The organism is Rhodococcus shunpengi (genome assembly GCF_048381395.1).
GTDB lineage: Bacteria > Actinomycetota > Actinomycetes > Mycobacteriales > Mycobacteriaceae > Rhodococcus.
On sequence record NZ_JBLWIU010000036.1, the window covers coordinates 195285 to 216394 of the forward strand.

At 68.8% G+C, this 21110-nt stretch carries 20 protein-coding genes; 8 read left to right on the top strand and 12 right to left on the bottom strand.

Annotated features, from left to right (window positions below; genetic code table 11):
- Nucleotides 1–31: 31 nt before the first annotated feature.
- From ACNJ7K_RS25170 to trmB, 3 genes are read right to left on the bottom strand one after another with little or no spacing between them, the layout of a single operon-like run.
- Nucleotides 32–3457 carry an MMPL family transporter gene (locus tag ACNJ7K_RS25170; protein ID WP_487042393.1) on the bottom strand — a complete coding sequence of 1142 codons (3426 nt, stop codon included), beginning with the start codon at nt 3455–3457 and terminating at the stop codon, nt 32–34.
- Nucleotides 3458–3466: 9 nt separating this feature from the next.
- Nucleotides 3467–4159 carry an NYN domain-containing protein gene (locus tag ACNJ7K_RS25175; RefSeq protein ID WP_026061641.1) on the bottom strand — a complete coding sequence of 231 codons (693 nt, stop codon included), beginning with the start codon at nt 4157–4159 and terminating at the stop codon, nt 3467–3469.
- Entirely contained in the window at nt 4156–4902 is a 747-nt protein-coding gene (gene trmB / locus ACNJ7K_RS25180; RefSeq protein ID WP_159417495.1) for a tRNA (guanosine(46)-N7)-methyltransferase TrmB, read from the bottom strand. Before trmB ends, ACNJ7K_RS25175 begins: the two co-directional genes overlap by 4 nt.
- A gap of 135 nt (nt 4903–5037) precedes the next feature.
- Between trmB and ACNJ7K_RS25185 the strand changes: the two genes are divergently transcribed.
- The 5 genes from ACNJ7K_RS25185 (at nt 5038) to ACNJ7K_RS25205 (ending at nt 11694) form a co-directional block, all read left to right on the top strand.
- Nucleotides 5038–5682 (top strand): hypothetical protein, encoded by a 645-nt coding sequence (locus ACNJ7K_RS25185; protein ID WP_487042394.1) that lies wholly within the window; start codon nt 5038–5040, stop codon nt 5680–5682.
- Nucleotides 5679–7064 (top strand): hypothetical protein, encoded by a 1386-nt coding sequence (locus tag ACNJ7K_RS25190; RefSeq protein ID WP_230790614.1) that lies wholly within the window; start codon nt 5679–5681, stop codon nt 7062–7064. Before ACNJ7K_RS25185 ends, ACNJ7K_RS25190 begins: the two co-directional genes overlap by 4 nt.
- Nucleotides 7065–7102: 38 nt before the next feature.
- Nucleotides 7103–7480 carry a DUF6802 family protein gene (locus tag ACNJ7K_RS25195; protein ID WP_487042395.1) on the top strand — a complete coding sequence of 126 codons (378 nt, stop codon included), beginning with the start codon at nt 7103–7105 and terminating at the stop codon, nt 7478–7480.
- Nucleotides 7481–7760: 280 nt separating this feature from the next.
- Nucleotides 7761–9593, top strand: a complete 1833-nt coding sequence (locus ACNJ7K_RS25200) for a phosphoenolpyruvate carboxykinase (GTP) (protein ID WP_230790615.1) — start codon at nt 7761–7763, stop codon at nt 9591–9593.
- A 199-nt stretch (nt 9594–9792) separates the two neighbouring features.
- Nucleotides 9793–11694, top strand: a complete 1902-nt coding sequence (locus ACNJ7K_RS25205; protein ID WP_230790617.1) for an NHL repeat-containing protein — start codon at nt 9793–9795, stop codon at nt 11692–11694.
- 3 nt (nt 11695–11697) lie between these two features.
- Here ACNJ7K_RS25205 and ACNJ7K_RS25210 read toward each other — a convergent pair whose 3' ends face one another.
- From ACNJ7K_RS25210 to ACNJ7K_RS25225, 4 genes are read right to left on the bottom strand one after another with little or no spacing between them, the layout of a single operon-like run.
- Complete coding sequence (locus ACNJ7K_RS25210) at nt 11698–12174, bottom strand: VOC family protein (RefSeq protein WP_159417500.1); 477 nt, start codon at nt 12172–12174, stop codon at nt 11698–11700.
- A 59-nt stretch (nt 12175–12233) separates the two neighbouring features.
- Entirely contained in the window at nt 12234–13403 is a 1170-nt protein-coding gene (locus ACNJ7K_RS25215; protein WP_487042575.1) for a zinc-dependent alcohol dehydrogenase, read from the bottom strand.
- Entirely contained in the window at nt 13403–13966 is a 564-nt protein-coding gene (locus ACNJ7K_RS25220) for an SRPBCC family protein (RefSeq protein ID WP_120280382.1), read from the bottom strand. The genes ACNJ7K_RS25215 and ACNJ7K_RS25220 overlap by 1 nt, the downstream gene beginning before the upstream one ends.
- 57 nt (nt 13967–14023) lie before the next feature.
- Nucleotides 14024–14356, bottom strand: coding sequence for a DUF8129 domain-containing protein (locus tag ACNJ7K_RS25225; RefSeq protein ID WP_120280381.1), 333 nt, complete (start codon nt 14354–14356; stop codon nt 14024–14026).
- Between the two features lie 243 nt (nt 14357–14599).
- Between ACNJ7K_RS25225 and cysK the strand changes: the two genes are divergently transcribed.
- Nucleotides 14600–15535: a cysteine synthase A gene (cysK, locus tag ACNJ7K_RS25230; RefSeq protein WP_016694541.1), complete on the top strand. Its 936-nt coding sequence runs from the start codon at nt 14600–14602 to the stop codon at nt 15533–15535.
- A gap of 8 nt (nt 15536–15543) precedes the next feature.
- Nucleotides 15544–16122 carry a serine O-acetyltransferase EpsC gene (gene epsC, locus ACNJ7K_RS25235; protein ID WP_006552687.1) on the top strand — a complete coding sequence of 193 codons (579 nt, stop codon included), beginning with the start codon at nt 15544–15546 and terminating at the stop codon, nt 16120–16122.
- 86 nt (nt 16123–16208) lie between these two features.
- On the opposite strand, the gene ACNJ7K_RS25240 is transcribed toward epsC, so the two are convergent.
- The gene (locus ACNJ7K_RS25240; protein WP_059383777.1) at nt 16209–17657 is read right to left on the bottom strand and encodes an aldehyde dehydrogenase; all 1449 of its coding nucleotides are present in this window, start codon (nt 17655–17657) and stop codon (nt 16209–16211) included.
- Between the two features lie 115 nt (nt 17658–17772).
- Nucleotides 17773–18252 carry a nucleoside deaminase gene (locus ACNJ7K_RS25245; protein ID WP_487042396.1) on the bottom strand — a complete coding sequence of 160 codons (480 nt, stop codon included), beginning with the start codon at nt 18250–18252 and terminating at the stop codon, nt 17773–17775.
- A gap of 110 nt (nt 18253–18362) precedes the next feature.
- On the opposite strand from ACNJ7K_RS25245, the gene ACNJ7K_RS25250 reads away from it, so the two are divergent.
- Complete coding sequence (locus tag ACNJ7K_RS25250) at nt 18363–18779, top strand: hypothetical protein (RefSeq protein ID WP_230790623.1); 417 nt, start codon at nt 18363–18365, stop codon at nt 18777–18779.
- Between the two features lie 7 nt (nt 18780–18786).
- Here the strand turns inward: ACNJ7K_RS25250 and ACNJ7K_RS25255 are convergent, their stop codons facing one another.
- The 3 genes from ACNJ7K_RS25255 to ACNJ7K_RS25265 all read right to left on the bottom strand — a co-directional run bounded on the left by ACNJ7K_RS25255 (nt 18787) and on the right by ACNJ7K_RS25265 (nt 21005).
- Nucleotides 18787–19218 (bottom strand): CBS domain-containing protein, encoded by a 432-nt coding sequence (locus ACNJ7K_RS25255; RefSeq protein ID WP_174246985.1) that lies wholly within the window; start codon nt 19216–19218, stop codon nt 18787–18789.
- Nucleotides 19219–19324: 106 nt separating this feature from the next.
- Nucleotides 19325–20227, bottom strand: a complete 903-nt coding sequence (locus tag ACNJ7K_RS25260) for an ROK family protein (RefSeq protein WP_487042397.1) — start codon at nt 20225–20227, stop codon at nt 19325–19327.
- 22 nt (nt 20228–20249) lie between these two features.
- On the bottom strand, nt 20250–21005 hold the full coding sequence (locus ACNJ7K_RS25265; RefSeq protein ID WP_120283687.1) for a class I SAM-dependent methyltransferase: 756 nt from the start codon (nt 21003–21005) through the stop codon (nt 20250–20252).
- Between the last annotated feature and the right edge of the window lie 105 nt (nt 21006–21110).

Sequence of the window (21110 nt, forward strand, 5' to 3'; positions counted from 1 at the left end):
CTCTGCGGGTCGCCTCGAGTTCGTTCGGAGATCAGTCGCGACGCTGCCGGGCGATCAGCTCGCTGACGCTGATCGAACGACCGCTGTCGGGACCGTGGCGTCCACGCCTCCGCGACTCCGCGTCGTTCTGCTCCGGCTGCGATTCGTTCGCCCGCGCTTCCGGCCGCTCGCCGGCCGGGCGGGACGGCTGCTCCGGACCACGGGACCGGGAGGGTAGAGGCGCACGGGGACCGTTCTGTGGCGGCGGCTGCATGCCCTGTGTCGGCGGCAGCATGCCCTGCGTGGGCGGCTGCTGAGTACCCGGCACGGGCGGCCGGGCAGGTCCCTGCGCCGGAGGTCGCGGTGCCTCCGATGTCGGGGGACGCTGCGAGTCCGGTGCCGAAGGTCGCTGGGGCTCTGGCGCCGAGGGTCGCTGCGTTCCGGCGGCCGAGGGGCGCGGTGCGCCGGAAGTGGGCCTCGACCGCTGGGCCGAAGACTCCCCGCCGGGCGACGTGCGGCGCAACTGGGACAACCAGTTCTCGATCGCCTGCGGATCCCGTCCACGACCGGTGCCGGGCTCGCTCGGCCGCGGAGCCTGGGCACCGGGCAGAGCCTCCGCATCGCCCGGGGCAGCGGGCGGCCGGACGAAGGACTGCGGCAACGGCGGCGGAACCTCCCCGCGCTGACGGCGGGGGAGCGGAGGCACCGACGACGGCGACGACGGGTCGGACGCACCGCGCTGTGTCGGGTCGAGCGCACCGCGCTGTGTCTGATCGAGCGCACCGCGCTGCGTCGAATCGAGCGCACCGCGCTGCGTGACCTCGCGCTGCGGCATCTCGGGGGCACGACGTTCGGGCTTCTCCGGGACACCCTTCTCCGGGACACCGCGCCCCGGAAGAGCCGAGCCGTTGCGCTCGTCCACCGGTGGCCGATCCTCCGGGCGACGACGCGGCTCCGGGACCGGACGCGACGGACGCCCCGGACCCGTACCGGGCTGCACCGGACGGCTCGCCGGCATCGGACGCCCGGCTGCGGGCGGCACCCGTTCGCCGTTCCGCGGAGCAGCAGGAGGACGACCGGATGCGGGCGCGGCCGGACGGACCGAAGGACGGCCCGGGGCCTGCCGTCGCACCGGCGGCGGCGTGAGATCGCGGAGCTTGCGCTGTTCGGCGGCAGGCCTCGGCGGAGCGATCTTGGGCAACGGCTGTGTGAGGTCGGAGCCGCCCTCGAAGGCACCTGCCGGGAAGCGGTGCGCGCCGGTGGCCGCGACCGTCGCCGGACCGAACATGCCGACGGTGATGAGCTCGGGAACGTCCTCGGGCATCAGTTCGTCGGCGAGGATCGGCTCGCCCAGGCCGATCTTCTCCTGGACCCGCTTCATCCACGCCGGGGCCCACCAGCAGTCGTCGCCGAGCAGCTTCATCACGGCGGGCACGAGGAACATGCGGATGACGGTCGCGTCGATGATCAGCGCGGCGATCATGCCGAACGCGATGTACTTCATCATCACCAGCTCCGAGAACCCGAAGGCACCGGTGACGACGATGAGGATCAGGGCGGCCGCGGTGATGATGCGACCGGTGTGGGCGGTACCGATACGGATCGACTCGGTGGTGCTCGCCCCCATCGATCTCGCCTCGACCATTCTGGAGAGCAGGAACACCTCGTAGTCGGTCGACAGGCCGTACACGATCGCGATGATCAGCACGAGCACCGGCGACATGATCGGCCCCGGGGTGAAGTTGAGCAGATCGGCGCCGTTGCCGTCGATGAAGATCCAGGTGAGGATGCCCAGCGTCGAACCCAGGCCCAGGGCGCTCATCAACACGGCCTTGACCGGCAGCACGAGCGAGCCGAACGCCAGGAACATCAGCAACGTCGTCAACAGCACGACGACCACGACCATCAGCGGCAGGGTCTCGAGCAGGGCAGCGATGGAGTCCTGCTCGATCGCCGGGGTGCCGCCGACGAGCACTTCGACACCTTCGGGCCATTCGGCCGCGTGCAGGTACTCGATGGTGTCGGCGGACTCGTTGCGGTCGGTCAGACCGGCCTTGAGCACGCGGACGCCGTCCTTCGCGGGGCCGGTGATCTGGAACTTCTCGACGAGGCCGGGAGCCTCGCTGGCCGTCGTGATGATCTTGTTGAGATCGCCGCCCTCGGCGCCGCGGACGACGAGCTTGACCGGCTCGGCGCGCTGGCCGGGGAACAGTTCGTCGAAGGTCTCCTGCGCGACGCGCGTGGGGTGCTCGGGCGGCAGGTAGGTCTCGTTGATGCCGCCGAACTTGATGCCGGTCAGCGGCATGATGAGCAGCAGCAGACCGATGACCGTCGGGATGGTCACCTTCATCGGGTTGACCATCACCCAGCGGCAGAGGCGGCCGAGGAAACTGTTCTCGACCTGCTCGTTCGACTGGATCTGCCCGAAGCGTTTCATGCCGAACTTGTCGATGCGCCGGCCGAGGATGCTCAGGATGGCGGGCAGGATCGTGATCGACAGCAGAGCGGCCAGCGAAACCGCCGAGATCGCGCCGTAGGCGACCGACTTGAGGAAGCCCTGTGGGAAGAGCACGAGGCCACCGAGGCTGGTGACGACCATCGTCGCCGAGAACACCACCGTGCGACCTGCGGTGATGACGGTGCGTCGCACCGCCGCCGGGGTGTCGTAGCCCTCGGCGAGTTCCTCACGGAAACGCGACACCATGAACAGGCCGTAGTCGATCGCCAGGCCGAGACCGATCAGTGAGACGACCGGTGCGACGAACGAGTTGACCTCGGTGAAGTTGGTGATCAACCGGACGATGCCGTTCGCCGCGATGATCGTGAGACCACCGGTGATCAGCGGGAGAGCGGCCGCGACGACACCGCCGAAGACGAAGAACAGCAGGATGCCGACGGCGGGGATCGCGAGGATCTCCATGCGCTTGATGTCGTTGGCCATCGTGTCGTTCAGCGCGCCGGAGATCGGCTGCAGACCGGCGAGCTGCACGTCGACGCCGTCGATGTAGAAGGCGTCCTTGACCTCGCGGAAGTTGCCGGTCAGCTCCGTGTCGTCCTCGCCGGCGATGGCGATCGACGCGATCGCGTGCTGGCGCGACGGGTCGGCCAGCGTCGGCAGCGACGGTGCGTTGTCCGTGGGCCAGTACGCACCGTTGATCTTGAGGATTTCGTCGGGGTGCTCCGCGACCAGCGAGTTCAGGCTGTCGGTGATCTTCGCGGAGAACGCGGGATCGTCGACCGTGCTGCCCTCGGGCGCCGTGTACAGCACCAGCACGTCGCCCGCGGTGTCGCGGCCGAAGGTGCCGTCGGCGAGCTTGGCGGCGGCGACGGACTCCGAACCGGGATCGTCCCAGCCGCTCTGGCTGAGGTGATCGTTCAGGCTCAGCCCGTACCCGGCGAGCGCGAGCAACCCCGCGACCATCACCGCAATGACGGTGAAGCGCGCGCGGTAGACGAGCTCTCCCCAACGGTCGAACACGTAAGTCTCCTATTCGGCGACGCTCTTGCGCCCCACCAGGAGAGCAGAAAGCGGTCGGAACGGCTGCAGCCAGGCACCCTCGTCGGGCAGCGATTCCAGGCTGACGCGGGGCAGCGGTTCGCGGAACACACCGGGAATGTCCTCGAGATCGAGGAACTCGATGATCTCGGAGGTCACCGCCCAGCTGGCGTGCTCGCGGAAACCGAGCACCTGGGTCGCGATGCCCTCCTGAGCGAGCCTCTCGAGGGGCTCACGGAACGCCTGCCCGTCGGCGGAGGCCACCATGACACCGGCGAGACCCTCCCGGTGCCTCAGCTCGATGTGGTTCAGCATGTCGGAGTCGACATCGCTGTCCTCGTCGATCTTCGGCTTGGCGAACACCGCGAAGCCCACATTACGCAGGGCCTCGACCCAGGGGCGGACGACGTCCGCGCTGCCGGGGGCGATGTTGGTGAACACCGTGGCCTCGGGTTCGAGGGTCGCGGAGTGCAGACGCGACAGTTCGGCAGTGCGCCCGAGCAGCCATCGGCCGAGAGCGTCGAAACGCGGACGGTAGGCGGCGGTGGGACGGCCGCCGAGGATCGCGCCGAGGCCCATGTCGAGGTTGGGTGCGTCCCAGACGAGCAGGACCTTACGGACCGGCTCGACGCCGTCGATCGCGGAGGAATCGGTCACGCCGGGAAGCTCTTCATGGACACTCATGCTCCGATCTTCCCCCAGACGAACTCGTTGATCGCGCTACCCACCTGGTGTGCCTTGTCCTCGAACTTGGTGACCGGGCGTTCGAGGCTGATCGGGGAGGTGCCGGTGAAGCGGGCGAGGCGTGGTTCGGCATCGCCCACCTCGGCGATGGCCTCGGCGTAATCGGCGTGGTCGGTGGCCACGTGCAGCACTCCACCAGGCTTCAACCGGTCGGCGATCAGGGCGAACGTCGGGGCCTGCAAGAGCCGGCGCTTGTGGTGGCGGGCCTTGGGCCACGGATCCGGGAAGAAGACCCGCACGCCGGTGAGCGACTCGGTGGTGAGCATCTTCTCGAGCACCTCGACGGCGTCGCCGCGCAGGATCCGCAGGTTCCGGATCGGCGCGTCGGTGTCGTAGCTGCGTTCGATGTTCTGCAGTGTCTGGGCGATGCCGGGCTTGTAGACCTCCACGGCGATGAGGTTCACCTCGGGCTCGGCCTGGGCCATGGCAACCGCGGCGGTTCCCGTTCCGGATCCGATCTCGAGGACGAGGGGCGCGGAGCGGCCGAACCATGCGTCGACGTCGAGCGGTTCGTCGCCGACCTCCTTACCGAGTTCGGGCCAACGACGGTCCCAGCACTGCTGCTGAGGGTCGGTCAGCGATCCACGGCGGGACCGGAAACTCGTCACCCTGGGGTACAGGCGGTTCCCGCGGGTCGGGCGCTCGTCGAGCGTCTCGGTGGTGTGCTGATCGGCTTCGTTCACCCGTCCATTGTCGCGTATTCCGAGAGTGTGTGGCGGGAGTGACCTGAGTGGCCACAGTGTTTTCTCAGGGAAGCATTCGTTCGGCTGCCTGTCAGCGGTCTCTCTGCGACAATCTCCGCCGACGATCGGGGGATCATGACGGGGGAGTTGTGGCACCACCTCGCCGCGCAGGTCGAACAACTGGATGCGCAGGCAGGGCGGTTGATTCGCAGGGCGCTGGCCGAGCATGCGGCCGCGCTGCGGGTGCAGGTCGTGGGGCGGCCCGGAACCGGCCGGGAGTGCGTCGAGGCGCAGGTACGCGAACTGCTGCTCCGCAGGGTCGATATCGAGGGTGGGGAAGTAGACGCGGCCGTGGCCGGAGTGGCAGTGGACACGCCGGACGGTCCCGACCCGGTCCTCGACGGTGACCTCGTCGTTTACGTCGTGCCGCGTCGTCTCGACCCGGCCGTCGCCCATCCGGCCGACCGCGCCGCGCTGGCGGCCGTCGATCCTCGCCGCCTCGTCCTCGTGGTGACGGGCGGGACGGATGACACCGAGTGCGCTCTCGTCGCGCGTGCGGCGGAGGTGCCGCCGGATCAGGTGGTCGCCGTCCGCGACGACGCGCGGCTCGCGGAACCGCTCGCCGCGCGTGCGGCCGAGGTCCGCCGCCTACGCGACGAGGAGCTCGCCCGGGTCGTGGCGGGTGTCCCGGCTGCACCGCAGGCGCGCGAACTCGTCGAACAGACCCTCGACCTGATCGGGCTGGGCCCGATGGAGTCCGTCGCCGCAGGACCGCAGTGACACCGCCGAGCGGACTCGTGGATCCGGCCGACGACGTCCTGCGCCGATGGAACCCGCGCGGATGGATGGGACTGCACGGGCCGGCCGCGACCGGCGTGCGGGTCGTCGGAGTGCCCGGTTCCGGCGCCGGCACGCTGGCAGCGGAGCTACGACATCTGGGCGGGCCGGACATCACGGACGAGGGCCGCGCCGTCACTCTCGTGGTGCTCGACCCGTCGGCGACGATCGGCCGCACCGAACTGGACCTCGTGCGCGCGGCGGCAGCCGAGTCGATCGAGGTCGTCTGTGCGTTGACGGGCATCGACCGCTTCCCCGACTGGCGTGCGGTGCGCGACGCCGACGTCGAGATCCTGCAGCGGCACGCGTCCTGGTTGCCGCGGGTCGTGATCCTGCCCGTGAGCGCGGCAGCCGCGCGGCGGGCACGCGAACTCGAAGACGACGCGAGCGAGGCGGTCCGGCAGACCCTGTTCACCGCGTCCGGACTCGTCGAACTGCGGGACGTCCTGGCCGCGACGGTCCGGTCGTCGCACGACCCGCGACGAGCACGAGCAGCGGTCGTCGCCGCCACCCGGCCGATGATCGAGGAGGAGATCGGGCGCCTGAGCGCGGAGGACGAGGAAGGCGACCTGCGTGCGGAGCGCTCCCGCCTCATCGCCGCAGCACCACCCGCGACCTCCGGTCCCGACCTGCGCCGGCTGCAGGTGACGCTGTTGCAGGAGGTCGCGATGCGCGTGCGGGCGGCGTCCACCGCTGCGGGCGAGGTGCTCGAGACCGCGGACGCGGATGCGGTGGTCACGACGATCGACGCCCACGTCGACGACCTGTGCGCGCGGCTCACCGACGAGACGGCCAGGATCGCACCGGGCACGCCGGCGCCGGAACCCACGCGCACGGCCCGCCCACCGCAGACCGCGCGGTCGATGGAGGACACGCTGACGGTGGTCTTCGGTGCGTCGGCAGGTGCCGGTCTCGGCAGACTGCTCCTCACCCCGTTCGGGGACCTGCCGGGCTGGATGTCGCTGGTGGTCGCGATCGCGTGCGCGGTCCCGGCGGCCGGATGGCTGATGCGGATCCGCAGGCGCATCGCCTACCGCGACCGGATGCGGCGGTGGATCGCCGACGAGCTCGCGACCGTACGGGCGGAACTCGACACCTGGATCCGCACCCGCATCCACGAGACGGAACTGCAGTCCACCGCGCTCGCGGTCGCCGCGCGCGACCGGCACGCGACCCGCGTGCGTGAGCGCGTCGCCGCGATCGACGTGGAGATCACCCGTCGCCGTGGCGAGCGGCGTGCCCGCATCGCCGCGTGCGAACGCGACCTGGCGGCACTCGGACACATCCCGGAACCGCAGGGTGCCGGGGTGCGTCCAACCGGATAGGAGCGATCCGGCGGGTGCCGGGTCGGAAAGGGGAGACGATGGCCGAATTCGCCGGCTCGGGTGGCGCACCCCAGCCGTTCACCGATCCGTTCGATCCGTCCGGGTTCGATCCGGCCGAGGTGGCCGCCTGGGCCGACGCGCTCGCCCCGACCACGGACCTCGACGGTGACGGCGCTGCCGAGACGGTCGTCGCCGATACCGAGCGCTGGGGGGTCGGTGGCGACTGGGGCGACGGCCTGGTGGTGGCCACCGACACCGATCTCGACGGCAGCAGCGACCGCCTGTCGGTGATCGCGGACGACGGCTGTTACGGCGTGTGGGAATACTGTCGCGAGCTCGACGGATCGGGTCGGTGGAGCCGACTGGACACAGGTAGCCTTGAATACGACGTACACCACGGAGAAGAGTCGAAGTGATTCATATCCGGCTGCGCAGCAGGGGGAGGGGACGGTATTGTGCGCAAGTTCTGAATCGTTTCTGTGAGATTTCCGACCGGCCCCGAGTGACGCCGGTCTGCATTCCGACGTTAACCTCTATGAAAAGGACATCCGGCGCCTACTTCGCCTGTTCGGCCACGGACGAAGTAGGTGGTACCCCTGCCGAGAGGGGCAAGCCCGGGTCTGCCATCGTCCGCACAGAAGAACGTGCAGGTCGAAGGTGGGATCCCGGTTCCGGGCACACCCCAGGAGAGTTTTGATGACCTCAGCGACCATTCCCGGTTTGAACGGTACCGACGACAAGCTCCCGACCCAGCATGCCGAGTTGCTTGCCTGGGTCCAGGAGATTGCCGAGCTCACCCAGCCCGATCGTGTCGTATGGGCCGACGGATCCGATGAGGAATGGGACCGTCTGACCTCTCAGCTGGTCGAGGCCGGCACCTTCACGCGTCTGAACGACGAGAAGAAGCCGAACTCGTTCCTGGCCAATTCCGATCCGTCGGACGTCGCACGCGTCGAGTCGCGCACCTTCATCTGCTCGAAGAACGAGATCGACGCGGGCCCGACCAACAACTGGGTCGACCCCGACGAGATGCGCGCCACGATGACCGAGCTGTACCGCGGCAGCATGCGCGGACGCACCCTCTTCGTCGTGCCCTTCTGCATGGGCCCGCTCGGTGCCGAGGACCCGAAGCTCGGCGTCGAGCTGACCGACTCGGAGTACGTCGTCGTCTCGATGCGCATCATGACCCGCATGGGCAGCGCGGCGCTCGAGAAGCTCGGCACCGACCGTCCGTTCGTCAAGGCGCTGCACTCCGTGGGTGCGCCGCTCGAGGCCGGTCAGCAGGATGTCCCGTGGCCGTGCAACGACACGAAGTACATCACCCACTTCCCCGAGACCCGTGAGATCTGGAGCTTCGGCTCCGGCTACGGCGGCAACGCCCTGCTCGGCAAGAAGTGCTACTCGCTGCGCATCGCGTCGGCCATGGCCCACGACGAGGGTTGGCTGGCCGAGCACATGCTGATCCTCAAGCTGATCTCGCCCGAGGACAAGGCCTACTACATCGCCGCGGCGTTCCCGTCGGCCTGTGGCAAGACCAACCTCGCGATGATCCAGCCGACCATCCCGGGCTGGCGTGCCGAGACCCTCGGTGACGACATCGCGTGGATGCGCTTCGGCAAGGACGGCCGCCTCTACGCCGTCAACCCCGAGTTCGGTTTCTTCGGTGTCGCGCCGGGCACCAGCGCCGACTCGAACCCGAACGCGATGGCGACCATCGAGGCCGGCAACACCATCTACACCAACGTCGCGAAGACCGACGACGGCGACATCTGGTGGGAGGGCATCGGCGGCGAGACCCCGGCGCACCTCACCGACTGGCTGGGCAACGACTGGACCCCCGAGTCCGGCACCAACGCCGCGCACCCGAACTCGCGTTACTGCACCCCGATGTCGCAGTGCCCGATCCTCGCCCCCGAGTGGGACGACCCGCAGGGTGTGCCGATCTCCGCGATCCTGTTCGGTGGCCGCCGCAAGACGACGGTGCCCCTCGTCAGCGAGTCCTTCGACTGGCAGCACGGCACCTTCCTCGGCGCGACCCTGTCGTCCGAGCAGACCGCCGCGGCGGAGGGCAAGGTCGGTAGCGTCCGTCGCGACCCGATGGCCATGCTGCCCTTCCTCGGTTACAACGCCGGCGACTACCTGAACCACTGGATCACGCTCGGCAAGAACGCCGACGAGGACAAGCTGCCGAAGATCTTCTACGTCAACTGGTTCCGTCGCGGCGACGACGGCCGCTTCCTGTGGCCCGGCTTCGGCGAGAACTCGCGCGTGCTCAAGTGGATCGTCGACCGCATCGAGCACAAGGCCGGCGCGCAGTCCACGCCGATCGGCTACGTGCCCACTGCGAACGATCTGACCCTCGACGGTCTCGATGTCGATACCGCCGACGTCGACGAGGCCCTCAAGGTCGACGTCGAGGAGTGGAAGGCCGAGATCGACGGCATCGCCGAGTGGTTCGAGTTCCTCGGTGAGAAGGTGCCCTCGGGCATCCGCGACGAGTTCGAGGCCCTCAAGCAGCGTCTGGGCTGAGTCCGTACAGCACGACGAATGCCGCTCCCGGTTCCGGCCGGGGGCGGCATTCGCCGTCTGTGGGATACGCCGTCCGCGGGGATACGGGGGTGAAATCCGGGAAATCGTCCACAGCGGACATCTCGGTTGTGCCACGCTGACCGGTGACGTAGTTCGACGATGCACTGCAACTACTTTCCGTCGGCGAGAGGGTCGTCTCGTGCGTGGTTCGAGTCGTATCGGTCGGAAGTGTGCGGCACTGGTGGGAGCGACGGCGCTGGCCTGGGCGCTCCTGGCGGCACCCGCCACCGCACAGAACGAAGAGCAACTCCGCGGACGTGTCCTCACGTCCGCGGTTCCGTTGCCCGGCTACGAGATATCGCTGTTCGCGACGTCGGCCGACGGTCCGGCCCTGCTGGGGCGCGCGACGTCGGGACCGGCGGGTGACTTCGCGATCGGGTACACACCGCAGCCGGCGTCGTCGGTGATCTATGCGGTGGCCGGGAAACCGGGCTCTCCGGCGGTGCTGAGCGGCGTGCTGGGCGTGGGGAATTCGCCGGCGGACGTCGTTCTCGACGAGAAGACCACGGTGGCAGCGGCTTACGCGCTGGCGCAGTTCACCGAGGGCGGTAGGGTCGCCGGACCGTCGCCCGGTCTGCAGAACGCGGCACGTATGGCGCACAATCTCGTCGATCCCGTCACGGGCGACATCGCTCCGGTACTCGGAACTTCCCCGAACGGCCCCGATACCGAAGCGCTGGGCACCTTCGGTTCCCTCGCCGACATGGTCGCCAACTGCATTGCCCTGCAGCAGGTGTGCGACCAACTGGTGCGGCTCGCCGGGACGCCCGGTGGGGCACCGGCTTCCGACACCTGGCAGGCCATGGTGAACACCGCCCGTCATCCCTGGCAGAACGTCGTCGAGTTGTTCGCGGTGTCGAAGGCAGGTCCGTCCCCGATCGTTCCCGACCGTGCCCTCCCCCCGAGTGCATGGACGTTGGCGCTGCGCTTCGTCGGCGACGGTGTGTCGATGGACGGCCCCGGCAACATGACCGTCGATCGCGACGGCAACATCTGGGTGACCAACAATTACGAATACGCGCCCGGCACCGACACTCCGGTGTGCGGCGCGGACAACCTCATCAGGCTCACCCCCACGGGCGAGTTCTACCCCGGATCGCCGTACACCGGTGGCGGACTGAGCGGGGCAGGGTTCGGTATCGACATCGACCGCGACGGCAACGTGTGGGTGGCCAACTTCGGATTCGCGGCTCCCGCCCCCGGCTGCCCGGACGACCGGCAACCACCGCACAACAGCCTGTCGGTGTTCACGGCGGACGGGCAGCCGATCTCACCCGACACCGGGTTCACGCAGGGAGAGATCGACTGGCCGCAGGGCCTGATCTCCCACAGCAACGGCGACATCTGGACGGCCAACTGCGGCAACGACAGCGTCACGATCTATCCGGGCGGAAACCCGGCCGCCGCACGCAACCTCACCGACCTCGGCGTGACGAAACCCTTCGCCCTCGCCGAGGGCGCCGACGGCCGGGTGTTCGTCACCGGCAACGGCAGCGACACCGTCGCCGTGCTCGATGCCTCCGGCACCCCGATCGTCCCGGCCATCGGTGGGGCCGGCCTCGAGAAACCCCTCGGGGTGGCCGTCGATTCCGCGGGAACCGCGTGGGTCGCGAACTCGCGGGTCATCGGCATCCCCTGCCCGGATCCCGCGCTGACCCCCACTCTCGAGGGCAGCCTCACGATGATCGACGGGAATCTCACGCCGTTCCCCATCACCGGCGGCGGCCTCCGGGTGCCGTGGGGTGTGGTCGTCGACGGCAACGACAACATCTGGGTCGCGAACTTCGCCGGCCGGGCCGTCTCCCAGTTCTGCGGCAGCAGGGCAGTGGACTGCCGCCCCGGAACCACCACGGGCGCACCGATCTCCCCGGACGTCACCGGCTACGGATTCGACGGTCTCGTCCGCAACACCGGCATCACGATCGACCAGGCCGGGAACGTGTGGGTGGCCAACAACTGGAAGGAGATCCCGATCCAGACCAACCCCGGCGGTTACGAGATGGTGGCCTTCGTCGGGGCCGCCGCGCCCGTGACGCCCTGACCGTCACGCGTTCTGCGTTGCCGCCCACTCGTCGAGTCGTCGCTTCGCTTCCTCAGCGGGCACGTTCTCGACCCGCGTCATCACGGCCCACCGATGACCGAACGGATCGAGGATCGACGCGAACCGGTCGCCGGTGACGAAGGTCGACGGTTCCTCGAACACGCGGGCACCGAGGGCGACGGCCCGCGCGAACACCGCGTCGGCGTCCGCGCAGTACAGCACGTACGAATGGTCGACGTCGTTCGTTCCGCTCGGCGCGTGCAGGCCGATGCCGGGATGGGGATCGCTCAATTGCAGTCGGCCGTTGCCGAAATCGAGCTCTGCGTGCATCACCGCCCCGTCGGGGCCGTCCATCCGGTCGACGACGGTCGCTCCGAACGCGTCGCAGTAGAAGTCGATCGCGCGGGAGGCGCCGTCCACGACGAGGAAGGGGGTGAGGGAGGTGTATCCCTCGGGAATGGGGTTCACCGAATTCGTCATGGCGCCAGTGTCGGACGCCGACCGTGCGCTCGTATTGAAGAAATCCGACCGGTGAAGATCTAGGGGCGGAAGACCGCGCGCAGGCAGTCGTCCTCCTTGTTCTTGAACATCTCGTATCCGCGCACCGCGTCGGTGAGCGGAAGGTCGTGCGTCATGAGCCAACTCGGATCCAGGCGGCTCTCGAGGACGTGTTCGAACAGGGTGGGCATGTACCGCTGGCCGTGTTGCTGCGCCGTCCGCAGGGTCAGGCTCTTGTTCGTGAGCAGCGCCATCGGGAACTTGTCGGTGACACCGTAGATGCCGAGCACCGACACGACTCCGCCCTTGCCGCAGGACAGGATCGCCTCGCGCAGGGAGGTCGCGCGGTCGCTCTCCATCCGCAGCGCCTGCTTGACCTTGTCGTAGGCCTGCATGACGCCGGTTCCGTGACCCTCCATGCCCACGGCGTCGATACAGGCGTCCGGTCCGCGTCCGCCGGTGCTCTCGCGGAGCGTCTCGTAGACGCTGTCGACCTCGGTGTAGTTCACGGTTTCGGCGCCGACCTTCTTCGCGGCGCGGTCGAGGCGGTCGCGGAAACGGTCGATCACGATCACCCTGTCGGCGCCCATGATCCTCGCGCTTGCCGCGGCCATGAGACCGACGGCGCCGGCGCCCCAGACCGCCACGGTGTCGCCCGGGGTGATGTCGCAGAAGTCGGCGCCCATGTAACCCGTCGGTACCGCGTCCGACAGGAACAGGGCCTGTTCGTCGCCGACACCCTCGGGGATCTGGAAGCAGTTGACGTCGCCGAAGGGCACGCGGATGTACTCGGCGTGCGAACCCTGGTACCCGCCGAACGGGTGGGTGTAGCCGTAGATTCCGCCGGTGGGATAGCCCAGCACCGGTTGCTGCATCGCGGCGTTCGGGTTGGTGGTGTCGCACACCGCGTGCAGGCCGTCGGCGCAGTACGGGCACTTCCCGCATCCGATGAACGACGGCACGACCACCCGGTCGCCGACCCGCACGGTGGTCACCTCCGGGCCGGTGTCGACGATCTCGCCCATGAACTCGTGGCCGATCACGTCGCCCTCCCGCATCCCCGGCAGATACCCGCCGAGGAAGTGCAGATCGGACCCACAGGTCGTGGTGAGGCGGACCCGCACGATCACGTCGTGCGGATTGACCAGGCCGGGATCGTCGACCGTCTCCACCGACAACTCGTTCACGCCCATCCAGCACAGGGCTCGCATCACGCGTCTCCTTCCGATTCACGGGCACTCGGACTGCCCTGCAGGGTGGGGATCTCACCGGTCTGCATGAGGGCTCGCGCGCGGTAGAGCGCGGTGAAGGTCAGGGCGCCGGTGACGAGATCGGGGACGGGAACCTCGGCACGCAGGGTCATCGCGGTGCCGCCCCGGGGTGCGTCGGACACCGCGAGGACCACGCGCGGGCCCGGGGTGTCCGCGTCGTCCTCGCCGACGAAGGCGAGTCCTTCCGAGGTGACGTCGACGCGGGTGTCCCAGGTCGTCCCGCCGGGGCCCTCCCAGGTCCAGCGCAGCCGGTTCGCTTCGACCGTCTCCACCCGGACGCGGTCGCCGAAGACTCTGCTCAGATTCTCGGGATCCCGCCAGAACTGCATGACCTGCGCCCGTGGAGCCGCGACGGTCACCGTCTGCGGTTTCCGAGCGTCGACGGGCCGGTCGACGGCGCGCCGGACGAATCCGCCCACCGAGCGACCGGCGTCGTCGATCGCCCTGTTCGCGTTCTCCACGACTCGGCTTGCGTTCTGCACGACTCTGTCGAAGTCGACCACGGTGGTCTCCTTGTTCGGATGCTCGGGCCGGTGTCCGGTACTCGGTGTTCGGTGGAGTCAGGGTTTTCCGCGTTTCGGCGTCTGTTCGGCGACACCGTGCCGTAGCGGGGTGTGATCGTCCGGGGAGTGCGACGGATCGACCGGTGAACCGCTCGACGTGTGGTCGACCGGTGGGGCGTTCGTCGGATCGCCACCGGTGGGTTCCGCGCCGGAGGCGAGTTCGTCGCGCCGGGCGGTGAGCACTTCGAGATAGTTCGGCCGGTTCTGGTTCTTCTGCTCGTGCTCGATGAGGACCGTCAACTGTGCTTCGTCGAGTGCGCGGATCCTCGGCGCGAGCGTGCCCGGCGCCAGTTCGTCGTAATCGGGGACGGGAAGATCGTGATGACTCATATGGTCGGCTACCCGTGCTCGGTGGCCGGGCAAACCCGGTCGAGCCGGTCCGAAATCTCGCCGGGCACGAACCCGTCGAGGCCGATCCGAGCGAAGACACGCCGACTCGCCGGGGAATAACGACGGCGTACGGATACGTTCGTACATCGATGGGCCCGCCGAGTCGTCCGATGATGGCGAAATGGTGCAATAGACCGAGACCGCGACCCGAGCCGCCGTGTGTGGCCATGAGGAGGATCGAGCATGAGCAGGATCTACGACAACGTCACCGAGCTGGTCGGGCGGACCCCGATCGTCAAGCTCAACCGTCTGACCGAGGGGGCCGGCGCCACCGTCGCCGCGAAGCTCGAGTTCTACAACCCGGCCAACAGCGTCAAGGACCGCATCGGTGTCGCGATCATCGACGCCGCCGAGAAGTCCGGTGAGCTGAAGCCCGGCGGCACCATCGTCGAGGGCACCTCCGGCAACACCGGTATCGCGCTCGCCATGGTCGGCGCTGCGCGCGGCTACAAGGTCATCCTCACGATGCCCGAGACGATGTCGACCGAGCGTCGCGTGATGCTCCGCGCCTACGGTGCCGAGATCGTCCTCACCCCAGGCTCCGAGGGCATGAAGGGTGCCGTCGCGAAGGCCGAGGAGATCGTCGCGAACACCGAGAACGCCATCCTGGCCCGCCAGTTCGGAAACCCGGCCAACCCGGAGATCCACGAGCGCACCACGGGTGAAGAGGTCTGGAACGACACCGACGGTGCCGTCGACATCTTCGTCGCGGGCATCGGCACGGGTGGCACGCTCACCGGTGTCGGCCGCACCCTCAAGGCCCGCAAGCCCGACGTGAAGATCGTCGGTGTCGAGCCTGCCGACTCGCCGATCCTCACCGGCGGTGAGCCCGGCCCGCACAAGATCCAGGGCATCGGCGCGAACTTCGTGCCCGAGGTCCTCGACCGCGAGATCTACGACGAGATCGTCGACGTGAAGTTCGACGACGCCATCGAGGTCGCCCGTCGCCTGGGAACCGACGAGGGTATCCTCGGCGGCATCTCGGCCGGCGCCAACGTGTGGGCCGCCCTCGAGATCGCGAAGCGTCCGGAGAACGCCGGCAAGCTGATCGTCGTCGTCGTTCCCGACTTCGGCGAGCGCTACATCTCCACGCCGCTGTTCGAGCACATCCGGGACTGATCGCCGTCGTGGGTATCCTGCACACTCTCCGGGAGGATCTGCAGTCGGCGCGCGGCCACGATCCGGCCGCGCGCAGCGACGCGGAGAACGCCATCGTCTATTCGGGGCTGCACGCGATCTGGTCGCACCGCATCGCGCACCGGATGTGGCAGGTGCCCGCCCTGAAGGGACCTGCGCGGATCCTCGCGCAGTTCACCCGGTTCCTCACCGGCATCGAGATCCACCCCGGCGCGACCATCGGCCGGCGCTTCTTCATCGACCACGGCATGGGCGTGGTCATCGGTGAAACGGCCGAGATCGGTGACGACGTGATGCTCTACCACGGCGTGACGCTCGGCGGCCGATCGCTGGCGAAGGAGAAGCGTCATCCGACGCTGGGCAACCGGGTCACCGTCGGGGCGGGGGCGAAGGTCCTCGGCCCGGTGGTGATCGGGGACGACAGCGCGATCGGCGCCAACGCCGTGGTCACCCACGACGTGCCGGCGGATTCGATCGCCACTGGTATCCCCGCGACCGTCCGGTCCCGCAAGAAGCACGAACCGCTCGTGGATCCGACGACGTACATCGATCCCGCGATGTACATCTGAGGTCGCGTCCTCCCGAAACACGAAAAGGGGAGGATATGTGCGAGTTCTCCGACGAGAACGCACATATCCTCCCCTTTTTTGCGGGATCAGCCCTCGTAGCCGGGCGGGTAGAGCACGGACTTCAGTTCGCAGAACGCCTCGAGCCCTTCGGGTCCGTTCTCACGTCCGATGCCCGAGTTCTTGAACCCGCCGAACGGCGAACCGGGATCGAATGCGTACCAGTTGATTCCGTACGTTCCGGTGCGCACGCGCGACGCGATCTCGAGACCCTTCTCGATGTCGGTGGTGTACACCGAACCGGCGAGGCCGTAGTCGGAGTCGTTGGCGATCTTCACGGCCTCGTCGACGCTGTCGTAGGGCAGCACGCACAGCACGGGACCGAAGATCTCCTCGCGGGCGATCGTCATCGAGTTGTCGACGTCGGCGAAGATCGTCGGCTCGACGAAGTAACCCTTGTCGAGGTGCGCCGGACGGCCGCCGCCGATCACGACGCGGGCACCCTCCTCCTTGCCCTTGGCGATGTAGCCCTCGACGCGGTCGCGCTGCTTGGCGGAGATCAGCGGACCGATCTGCGCGGCCTCGTCGCCGGGAGGGCCCACGGGGAAGAATGCGGTTGCGCCGGCGACCTTCTCGACGACCTCGTCGTAGCGGGAGCGCGGAGCCAGGATGCGCGTCTGGCCGACGCACGCCTGACCGGTGTTGATCAGACCCGACATCACGAGCATGGCGATGGTGGAGTCGAGGTCGGCGTCCTCGAGGACGATGGCCGCCGACTTGCCACCGAGTTCGAGCGAGCAGCGCTTGAGGTTGCGCGCCGCGATCTCACCGATGTGCTTGCCCACCGCGGTCGAGCCGGTGAAGGTGATCTTGTCGATGTCGGGATGGGACACGAGGTTCTCGCCGGTCTCGGCGCCGCCCGGAACCACCGACAGCACACCTTCGGGAAGGCCTGCCTCGGTGAAGATCTCGGCGATGAGGTTCACGGCCAGCGGAGCCTCGGGTGCGGGCTTGAGCACCACCGAGCATCCGGCGAGCAGGGCGGGCGCGATCTTGTTGGCGCACAGGAACAGCGGCACGTTCCACGCGATGACGGCGGCGACGACGCCGACCGGTTCGCGGGTGACGCGGGTGCGGCCGAAGGATCCGGTCCGCTCCTCGACCCAGTTGAACGAATCCGCCAGTCCGGCGTAGTAGTTCAGCGTCCCCAGGGCCGGGGTCATCTGCACCATCTGGACGGAGGGGCCCGGCTGGCCGAGCTCGGAGGCGATGACGCCGGCGATCTCGTCGTTGCGCTGCTCGATGAGCGAGATGGCCTTGGCGAGCACCTGTGCGCGTTCGGCCGGCGACGTGCGCGGCCACGGCCCGTCGTCGAAGGCGCGCCGGGCGGCGGCGACCGCGGCGTCGACGTCCTTCGGTCCCGCGACCGGCACGGAGCCGACGCGCTCCTCGGTAGCGGGGGAGAACACCTCGAGTCTCTCGTCGGTCGACGGTGCCACCCACTCGCCGCCGATGAACAACTTGTCGTAGTCGGTCATGTCGCTTCCTCACCTGGCTGTGCTCGTGTATCGGCCGTATTCGTGTGACCTCGAACACTAGAACACGTTACAACTATTGACCAGGGGGTGACCAGACCGGATGGGACGGGAAGGCTCACTCCCCGAGGTGGCAGCGACGGTGCAGGAGCCGAATCGCCTGCTCGAGCTCGGGAACGGGCCCGTCGACGACGGCATCGGGCACTACCTCGCGGATCGGCAGCGGACGGACCGGCGCCGGCGGCACACCCATCTCGCCGAGCCACCGGACCAGTTGCTCGGAGGACGCCGCGTAGACGATCCGCCCCAGGCCCACCCAGCCGTGCGCGGCCGCGCACATCGGGCAGTGCTCACCGGAGGTGTAGACGGTGGCGGTGGCGCGCCGGTCCGGTTCGAGATGTTCGGCGGCCCACCGCGCGAGGGCGAACTCGGGATGCCGGGTGCTGTCGCCGTCGGCGACGCGGTTGCGGTCCTCGGCCAGGACCTCGCCGTCCGCGTCGACGAGCACCGACCCGAACGGCTCGTCACCTGCCGCGACTGCCTCCTCCGCGAGTTCGACGCACCGCCTCAGATGTTGCAGATCCGTGTCGTTCACCATGGACGTCTCCTTCCTCCCTCGGCTGCACAGTAGGGCGGGGGAGGAGTCGGGTGGCGCGAATCGGCGACCGTCACCACACTGGAGGGTGCCCAACGGTCAGGAGACATGTCATGGCGGAGAACAATCCGTTCGGGTTCGACCCCGAAGATCTCGACCGCGTGGTGCGGGAAGCCGGTGAGGAACTGCGGGAACTGAAGGACCGCATCTTTTCGTTCCTCGAACCGCCGGTGGCGCCGACGCGCACGCAGCCGCGGCCCGAGACCACCGGTGAGAAGGGCGACGGCGTCTGGGTCGTCTACACCACCGACGACGACGGCGTGGCCCGCGTCGACCAGGTCCATCGCACCGAACTCGACGCGCTGCGCACGCTCAAGGGCAACACCGACCCGCGACGCTCGGTGCGGTTCCTGCCCTACGGGATGAGCGTGAGCATCCTCGACCGCCCGAGCGCCACCGAAGACAGTGCCGCAGAGGAGAGTGCCACCGGCGACACGGCTCCCGACGACGCTGCGACCGGCGAGAACTGATCAGTTCTCAGCCACCATCGTGGATGTACGAGGCGAGCTGGTCGCGTTCGGTCTGTAGTTCGTCGATGCGGCTCTTGACCACGTCGCCGATACTGACGATCCCGACCAACTGAGCGTCCACCACGACCGGCAGGTGCCGGATCCGTTGTTCGGTCATGGTCTCGGCGAGACTGTCGACCGAATCGGTGGGCAGGCAGGTCGTCACCGTCCGGGACATCAGTTCGTGTGCCGGGGCGGCGAGGATCGACGGTCCGCGTTCGTGCAGGGCTCGCACGACGTCGCGTTCGGTGACGATCCCGGCGACGCTCTTGCCCTCGCACACCACCATCGCGCCGATGTTGAATCGTGCGAAGTCGCCGATGAGCTCGCACACCGTGGTGCCGGGCCCGACCGTGTGCACCGCCGAGCCCTTGTTCCGCAAAATGTCAGCAATCCGCATCCGGTACCGCCGATCTGCTCGCAGAGCATCCCGGCGGCCCGTCACCGGTTTCCGCCGGGACTCCGATGTGGTCCTCAGGGTAGGCCGGAAAGCCGGGTGTGCCGGGTCAGGTTATCCAGTCGTGACCTGCGGCGACGATCGATGCGCCGGTGAGGGTGCCCAGTGCGCCGAGTTCGGCGGGGACGATCTGCAGGTCCTGCACGAACCGCAGGCGGGCGTGCCGGGCCGCCGACGCGAGCATCGGCCGCCACAGGTGCCCGCCCGATTGCGCGAAGCCCCCGCCGACGACCACCCGTCCCACATCCGCCAGTGCTGCTGCCGACGCGATGACCTGGCCCAGTGCCGTCCCGGCCCGCTCGAGTGCCGCCGCGGCGATGCCGACCCCGGCCTCGGCGTCCGCGGCCAGTGCGACACCGTCGGGGCCTTCCCAGCCGTGGGCACGGGCCCAGCGCACCGCCGACGGGCCGCTCGCCACGGTCTCGATGCAGCCGACCCCTCCGCATGCGCACACCGTCGTGCCGTAGGGCGAGACGACGTGCCCGATGTGGCCGGCGTTTCCGGTGCGGCCACGCACGATCCGGCCGCCGAGCACGAGACCGCCGCCGATCCCGGTGCCGAGCACGACCCCGAGCAGGTCGGCGACGTCGCGTCCGGCACCGAAGCGTTGTTCGGCGAGGGTCGCGGCCGCGCCGTCCATCACCAGATCGACACGGGCGTCGGGGAACAGGGAACGCACGGTGTCGACGAGTGCGAAGCCGGAGCTCCACTCGGAGATGTTGATCGGACCGATCGTCCCGGCGTTCGTGTCGACCGGTCCTGCGGCGGCGATACCCACGGCGGTCACCGGTCCCTCGCCGATCTCCGCGACCTCCCGCAACAGTCCCGCGCACGCGCCCCACACGTCCTTCCGGGGGACCGGCACGGATCGGGCTTCGAGCGGGGTGCCGTCGTCGGCGGCGACGGCCGCGGCGAGCTTGGTGCCGCCGACGTCCAGGGCCAATGCGGTCATGGCGACGACACTAAGCGACGGGTCAGCGTCGCCGCAGGACCAGTACCAGGTTGCTGACGAGGAACTCCCGGACGCCGGGCACGTTCACGAGCCACCACGCCCAACTCGGGTGGTAGCGGGGGAAGGCCGCGAGCAGTTCACCGTCGGGCGTCGAACGTGCCCAGCGCAGGCCGTCGCTCGCGCCCACGTCGAACAGCGACACCCCGTACCGGTTCTTCGGCTCCCGGCCGTGCTTGCGGGCATAGCGCCGGGCCGCGTACTCGCCGCCGAAGGCGTGCCACGGACCGGTCTCGTGCCCGCCGAACGGTCCCCACCACAAGGTGTACGACAACACCATCAGTCCGCCGGGCCGCGTGACGCGCAGCATCTCGTCGGCCATCACCCACGGCGTCGCGACGTGTTCGGCGACGTTCGACGAGAAGCACACGTCCACCGAGCCGGTACGCACCGGCAGTGCCAGGCCCGAGCCGCGGATCGCACCGCCGACCTGCAGGCCGGCGGCGTGCATCTCGGACGGGTCGGGCTCGATCGGCACGTAGCGCGACCCCACCTCGGTGAACGCGTCGGCGAAGTAGCCCGGTCCGCCACCGACGTCGACGACCGTGGTGCCCGTCAGATCGGCGCCGGTCAGACCCGAGTAGAGATCGCCGATGAGATCAACGGTGTCGCGCGCGAGACCGCCGTAGAACTTCTCGGGTGCCGTCTGCTCGAAGCGGAAGCTGCCGAGCAACCCCACGGAACGGCGCAGTGTGGCGCGGCGGGCGAACAGCCGGGTCACGTCGGTGCGGGGTCGGGTCGTCGATGGCACGTCCAGTCACCTTAATGCGGGCCGCGCACTCGTCCCTCACCTGTCGCCGACCGGCACCCGCTACTGTGTCCCTGT